The organism is Vibrio sp. 811, from assembly GCF_033339195.1.
The window spans coordinates 1-515 of the sequence record NZ_JAWOUB010000962.1 but is presented as its reverse complement, the minus strand read 5'-3'; the positions used below and the strand labels follow the sequence as shown (position 1 = coordinate 515).

The following is a 515-nucleotide window of genomic DNA, read 5'->3' as shown; positions in this document are numbered from 1 at the left end:
CCAGTGCCGCTTCGGTATCGACAATGATCGCCGTATAGGGATCTTTTCCTTCGCATTGTTTAGCTACTAGGTTTTGCACCGTTTCAGAAGCACCGGTATGAGGACCGCACATACTGAGAAACGCGTAAATCACATGTGTCAGTTTATCGGCGGGAATATCTTTCACCGTGTATGGGTTTTCTGCATTCGCGTACTGCCAATCCGCAAAGTAACCCGCTACGACTTTTTGCTCGGCGTGCGCCGCACCAGTTATCCCCATAATTAGTGCAGCAAGAAGTGTCTTTTTCATTGTTTTCTCCAGAGTAGGTGTACAAATTTAAAGCTACTCCTAGAGAATATTTTTAACTTGAAAACGAAATCAGGCTGCGAGTCATTTATAAATCCTCGCAGCCTGATTACATAAGTTGCATATTATTTGTGCTAACTCTCAGATGCCGTGTTACCGTGCATCTGCTCATCCAAGTTCAATACTGTCAAAGCGTTGCTTACACTGGTAGCAATCACGTCGATTGCAC

General features: G+C 44.7%; 1 pseudogene. It reads right to left on the bottom strand.

The features are described 5' to 3' along the window. Positions 1-289: pseudogene (locus R7Q46_RS30365) on the bottom strand (chitinase); the annotation flags it as partial. Positions 290-515 lie beyond the last annotated feature (226 nt).